Below are 5,623 nucleotides of genomic sequence, written 5' to 3' on the forward strand. Positions count from 1 at the left end.
AGATGCCCGACTGTTCCATACTGATGGCCTCCACGATTGCCGGCGGCCGGAAAGCCGTGGTCGGCCTCATCGGGCCGACGAGGATGGATTACGAAAGATCCATTTCGGTCCTCGAAGGCGTACTCGGTACCATTGCCGAGAAGGGCGAGAACGACAAGGAGGTCCACCGATGACCAGACCTGGAGGGAAAAAACCGCTCGGGTCCCCTGAATATGATTCCCGTGGCGACGGCGGTGTAGAGAACGGACCTGAAGCCCCGCTCGAGGAAGAACCTCGCGGGGAAGGGTCTGCCGATAATGATGAACTGCTTTCTGAACTCGGGTCGGCCAAGGCCCTCGTAGAACGGCTCAGCGAGGAAAACAAGGCCCTCGGCGATGCCATTGCGAGAGCCAGGGCGGATTTCTTTAACTACCGACAGCGGGTCGAGCGCGAACAGGAGAGGCTCAGATCGATGGCGGGAGAAGATGCCGCCGCCGCCCTGATCCCTGTCCTTGACAACCTGGACAGGGCGCTTTCCGCCAACCGATCCGACCTCGAATCCTACGTCAAGGGTGTGGGTATGGTCCGAGACCAATTCTTTTCGGTCCTGGAAGACCTGGGTGTTTCCGCCATTGAAACGGTGGGGAAGCCTTTCGATCCGTCCGCCCATGAGGCTGTAGCGGTGGAGGAAGCCGGGGAAGGGGTCGAGGATGGGATCATCACCGAAGAGCTCCAGACGGGGTATACCATCTCAGGCAAGGTGCTGAGGGCCGCCCGGGTCAAGGTGGCCAGGGCCCCGTCCTGAGGCGCCGCTGCCGGGGATATTAGATTTTTTAAACCATGCGGGGTGAATGTTGAATGGGAAAGGTAATAGGTATCGATTTTGGAACGACCAACAGCTGCGTGGCCGTCAAGGAGGGCGACCACATAACCGTCATAACCAGCGCCGAGGGCTCCAGGACCACGCCCTCCGTGGTGGCCTTCACGAAGGACAAGGATAGGCTTGTCGGACAGTTGGCGAAGAGGCAGGCCATCGTCAACCCTGAGAGGACCATTTCTTCAATAAAAAGAAAGATGGGTACCGATTTCAGGATCGAGATCGACGGCGCCTCGCAGACCCCGCAGCAGATTTCGGCGATGATCCTGCAGAAACTCAGGCGGGATGCGGAGGAATACCTGGGAGAGAAGGTCGGTCAGGCCGTTATAACCGTGCCGGCCTACTTCACCGACGCCCAGCGGCAGGCCACGAAGGATGCCGGGAAGATCGCCGGCCTCGAGGTGTTGAGGATAATAAACGAACCCACCGCTGCGGCCCTGGCTTACGGGATGGACAAGGGGGGCGAAAACAAGATTCTCGTCTTCGACCTCGGCGGCGGCACCTTCGACGTATCCGTCCTAGATGTGGGCATCGAGGACGGGGTTATCGAGGTATTGGCAACCTCGGGCGACAACCACCTGGGCGGGGATGACTGGGACCAAAAGATCGTCGACCTGATGGTGTCGGAGTTCAAGAACAACGAGGGCATCGACCTCTCCAGGGACAAGATGGCCCTGCAGCGCCTGCGCGAGGCCGCCGAGAAAGCCAAGGTGGAACTCTCCTCCATGGCGGAGACCTCCCTATCGCTGCCCTTTATAACCGCGGACAGCACCGGACCCAAGCACCTGGAACTGACCCTCACAAGGGCCCGCTTCGAAGAGATAACCCGCTCCCTCCTGGAGAAGGTCGTGGAGCCGACCAGGAGGGCCATGAACGATTCCGGGTTGACCCGGGAGGAGATCAACAAGGTATTACTCGTTGGAGGGGCTACCCGGATGCCCATGGTGCAGAGAAAGATCGTTGAACTCCTGGGGAAGGAGCCCACAAAGGGGATAAACCCCGACGAGTGCGTCGCAGTAGGGGCCGCTATCCAGGCCGCGATCCTCACGGGCGAGCACAAGGACATAATCCTGGTGGACGTGACACCCCTCTCGTTGGGCATAGAGACGCTGGGAGGTGTCTTCACCAAGATATTGGACAGGAACACGGCCATACCGGCCTCGAAAAGCCAGGTATTCTCGACGGCCTCGGACAGCCAGCCCCAGGTGGAGATCCACGTTCTCCAGGGCGAACGCTCCATGGCGGCGGACAACGTCACCCTTGGCAAGTTCTTTCTCGACGGTATCCCTCCCGCGCCGCGGGGGGTGCCCCAGATCGAGGTCACCTTCGATATCGACGTGAACGGCATATTGAACGTAAGCGCCAAGGACAAGGGGACTTCCCGGGAGCAGCATGTGACCATCCAGTCCTCGAGGCTGTCCGAAGCCGAGATTGAGAAAATGCGCCGCGCCGCGGAGGAGAACCTTGAAAGCGATCGAAAGAAAAAGGAACTCATCGATGCCAGGAACGAGGCGGACTCGCTGATATACAGCACTGAGAGGACTCTTTCCGATCTCGGCGACAAGGTGACCGATGCCGAAAAATCCCGGGTCGGAGAGGAAATCGAGGATGTCAGGAGCAAACTGGGCGGCGAGGATCCGGCGGAGATCCGCCAGGCCTGTGAAAAACTGACCAAGAGCCTTCACGAGATGTCCTCTCGGCTTTACGACCAGGCTGCCGGGCAGCGGGAGCCGACCCAGGAACCCTCGGGGCGGGACGCCGACGGTGACACGGTCGACGCTGAATTCGAAGAGAACGGGGAGTCCTAGGGAGTGAAACGCGGTGCCTGCTGAGGACAGCCGGGACCTGTACGCGATCCTTGGGATCCCCCGGGACGCTTCGCAGGTGGAGATAAAGAAGGCCTACAGGAAACTCGTCAGGAAGCATCACCCCGATGCCAATCCCGGCGACCACGGGGCCGAGGAAAGGTTCAAGAAGATAAACCTCGCCTACGAGGTGCTCCAGGATCCCCAGAAGAGGGAGACCTACGATCGGTACGGCACCATCGGCGACGCTGGCCCCGGGGGTGCTCCTTTTGGCGGTTTTGGCCCCTTCGGGGATATTTTCGGTGACCTTTTCGACAGCTTTTTCGGCTCCGGCCGTCCTTCGGGAGGCCCCGCCAGGGGGGAAAGCCTGGATATGACCCTGTCCATAACCCTGGAGGAGGCTTTCAGGGGTGTGACCAGGGAAATATCCGTTCCAAAGCTCGAGACCTGCGCGCATTGCGGCGGTTCCGGCGCTGAGCCGGGCAGTGAAGTCAGGACCTGTCCCTTCTGTCACGGTGCAGGCCAGGTTGAGACCCAGCAGAGGACCCCCTTCGGGACCTTCGTCAGCGTCTCACCGTGCCGAGAATGCGGAGGCACGGGCAGGAAGATAGAAAAGGCCTGTTCCAACTGCGGAGGGTCCGGCAAGGTCAGGGCGAGGAAAATCGTCGAAGTCAAGATCCCGCCCGGCGTCGATTCAGGAACCAGGCTTCGCGTTGCGGGCGAGGGGAGGGAAGGGGTTCACGGAGGACCCCCGGGGGACCTTTTCATAACAATGAAGGTCGAGAAGCATCCTTTGTTCGAGAGGGACAGGGAAGATCTGCACACGCGGCTTGACCTGAAGTTCCCCCAGGTCGTGCTCGGTGCCTCGGTGGAGGTTCCCGCCCTTGAGGATCCGGAGAAGATCGACATCCCTCCCGGTACCCCGGGAGGGAAGACCTTTCGGCTCCGGGGCAAGGGGATGCCCCGGCTCAGGGGCTCGGGTAGGGGCGACCTTTACGCTCACGTTTTCATCGATGTTCCCAAGAACCTCAGCGAAAAGGAGAGGGTCCTCGTCGAGGCCCTTGCCCAGGAGATGGACGTTCCCGTCCAGTCCGCCGGCCTGCTGGACCGGATAAGGCAGCTCTTTTCATGATGCCCCGGCGGTTGGGACATGTTAAACTATGATCGGACGGGAGGCGGCGGGGCCTCCCGTTTTGTTTAGAGCCGGAAATACCGGAGGTGTTCAATGCGATGGGTGGCGAAGGGTTCTGGTGGTATATAACGCTCGAGGGACAGGACGGCAACGAGGACGATCTGTCCGCCCTGGCAGACCTGTCCGGGAGCATAGGCTCGGAAATAAAGGAACTCCCGGGCAGGATAGCGGTGAAGGCCTATTACCGCAACACCAGGGATCTCGGTTTCTGGATCGGTAGGGTCCAAGAAGTGATAAACCCCTGGCCCGGAGTCAAGATCGTGGATATGGGGCGGATCGAGAACCGACAGTGGCACACGGCCTGGAAGGAGGCTTTCCCACCCCTGGAGGTGGGCAGGTCCATCGTCGTGATGGCTCCCTGGCACAAGGGGAAGGAACTCCAGGGAAGAATTCCGCTTTATATTTATCCGGGGAGCGCCTTTGGAACCGGCTACCATGAGAGCACCCAGGTTGCCCTGGAATTGCTCGAGGACACCGTCAAACCAGGCATGAAGGTCATCGACGTGGGTACGGGATCGGGGATCCTGGCCGTGGCATCCCTGAGGATGGGAGCCGCCGGCGTCATCGCCACCGATAATGATCCCGCCGTGATCCCCGAGATAAGGGAGAACCTTCGCCTCAACGGCATACCCGATGGTGTCGTGGATATCCGCACCGGAGATCTTCTCAGGGGTATCGTCGAGACGGCTGACCTCGTATGCGCGAATATCGTTTTCGACCCCCTTACGGTGATGATGCCGGAGATCCCCAAGGTGCTGCCTGTTGGAGGCAAAGCCGTCTTCTCCGGCCTCACGGTGAAGGAAAGGGAAAGGTTCCTGGAGATCCTCACTCTGGGCGGACTCCTTCCGTCCAGCGAAGCAGAAAAGGGGGATTGGTGGGGTGTCGCTGCCTCGCGTACGGCTGGAGTCGTCGGTCCCCGAGGGTGATTCCGCCTGGATCCTCGACCCGAAGGAGTCTCGTCACCTCGTCTCCGTCAGGCGTTGCAGGCATGGGGATCTGTTCGAGGGCCTGCTCCCGGGCAGGATACTGCTGATGAGACTGGAACTCTCGTCCGGGCGGTCGAAGGGGATCGTGGTCGGCGAGACGCCTGAAAGGCCGCTGAAGGAGGTCTGGCTCCTGGCGGGTCTTCTCAAAAGTGAGGCCTTTGATCGGATGTTGGCTCAGGCGGTGGAAGCGGGCGTTTCCACCATCGTACCCTTGACATGCACCCGCTCGGTTGTGAGCATAACCCCTGAAAGGATCCCTTCCAGGATGAAACGCTGGGAGAGGATCGTCATGGAAGCCACCAAGCAGTGTGGTCGCGCCGATCCACCGGAGATATACGAACCCATGCCCCTATCCTCGATTTCTTCTCTCCCCCTGCCCTCCCACAGGTATGTCGCCGTCACCGGGCCGGCTCCGCTTGTCCTTGGATCGAGGACGCGGGATGGAGCCGCCGTGGCGGTGGGGCCGGAGGGCGACTGGACCGGTGAAGAGCTCAAGATCCTCGAGAGGGAAAGTTTCCGCAAGGTAAGCCTGGGTTCGGTCGTGATGAGGTCCCCCACCGCGGCGGTGGTGGCCGTTGCAGTACTTTCCATGATGATCGATGAGCCGATCGATGGTTGACAGCCTGAAGGGGATCAGGGTCAGGATCCTCCATATGGGCTGTCGTACCAACCTGTTCGAATCGGAGGCGCTGGGCTGTGCCTTCAGGAAAGCCGGAGCCCGGACTCCCCGGGAAGGATCCTTTGACGCGGCCGTCGTGGTCACTTGTTCGGTGACCTCCGAGGC

At 60.6% G+C, this 5,623-nt stretch carries 7 protein-coding genes; all 7 read left to right on the forward strand.

Going from position 1 to position 5,623, the window contains the following annotated elements:
- On the forward strand, positions 1-173 hold a 173-nt coding region (locus tag GX108_06575; GenBank protein ID NLO56698.1), incomplete at its 5' end, for a heat-inducible transcription repressor HrcA.
- Positions 170-784: a nucleotide exchange factor GrpE gene (locus GX108_06580; protein ID NLO56699.1), complete on the forward strand. Its 615-nt coding sequence runs from the start codon at positions 170-172 to the stop codon at positions 782-784. The genes GX108_06575 and GX108_06580, both read left to right, overlap by 4 nt.
- Positions 785-837: 53 nt before the next feature.
- Complete coding sequence (dnaK, locus tag GX108_06585) at positions 838-2,664, forward strand: molecular chaperone DnaK (GenBank protein ID NLO56700.1); 1,827 nt, start codon at positions 838-840, stop codon at positions 2,662-2,664.
- A gap of 13 nt (positions 2,665-2,677) precedes the next feature.
- Positions 2,678-3,793 carry a molecular chaperone DnaJ gene (dnaJ, locus tag GX108_06590; GenBank protein NLO56701.1) on the forward strand — a complete coding sequence of 372 codons (1,116 nt, stop codon included), beginning with the start codon at positions 2,678-2,680 and terminating at the stop codon, positions 3,791-3,793.
- Positions 3,794-3,891: 98 nt separating this feature from the next.
- Positions 3,892-4,779 carry a 50S ribosomal protein L11 methyltransferase gene (locus tag GX108_06595; GenBank protein ID NLO56702.1) on the forward strand — a complete coding sequence of 296 codons (888 nt, stop codon included), beginning with the start codon at positions 3,892-3,894 and terminating at the stop codon, positions 4,777-4,779.
- Positions 4,733-5,458, forward strand: coding sequence for a 16S rRNA (uracil(1498)-N(3))-methyltransferase (locus tag GX108_06600; GenBank protein ID NLO56703.1), 726 nt, complete (start codon positions 4,733-4,735; stop codon positions 5,456-5,458). The genes GX108_06595 and GX108_06600 overlap by 47 nt, the downstream gene beginning before the upstream one ends.
- Positions 5,451-5,623, forward strand: a 173-nt coding sequence (locus tag GX108_06605) for a hypothetical protein (GenBank protein NLO56704.1), incomplete at its 3' end; no start/stop codon positions are given. The genes GX108_06600 and GX108_06605, both read left to right, overlap by 8 nt.

The organism is Thermovirga sp. (assembly GCA_012523215.1).
In the GTDB taxonomy this organism is placed as follows: domain Bacteria; phylum Synergistota; class Synergistia; order Synergistales; family Thermovirgaceae; genus 58-81.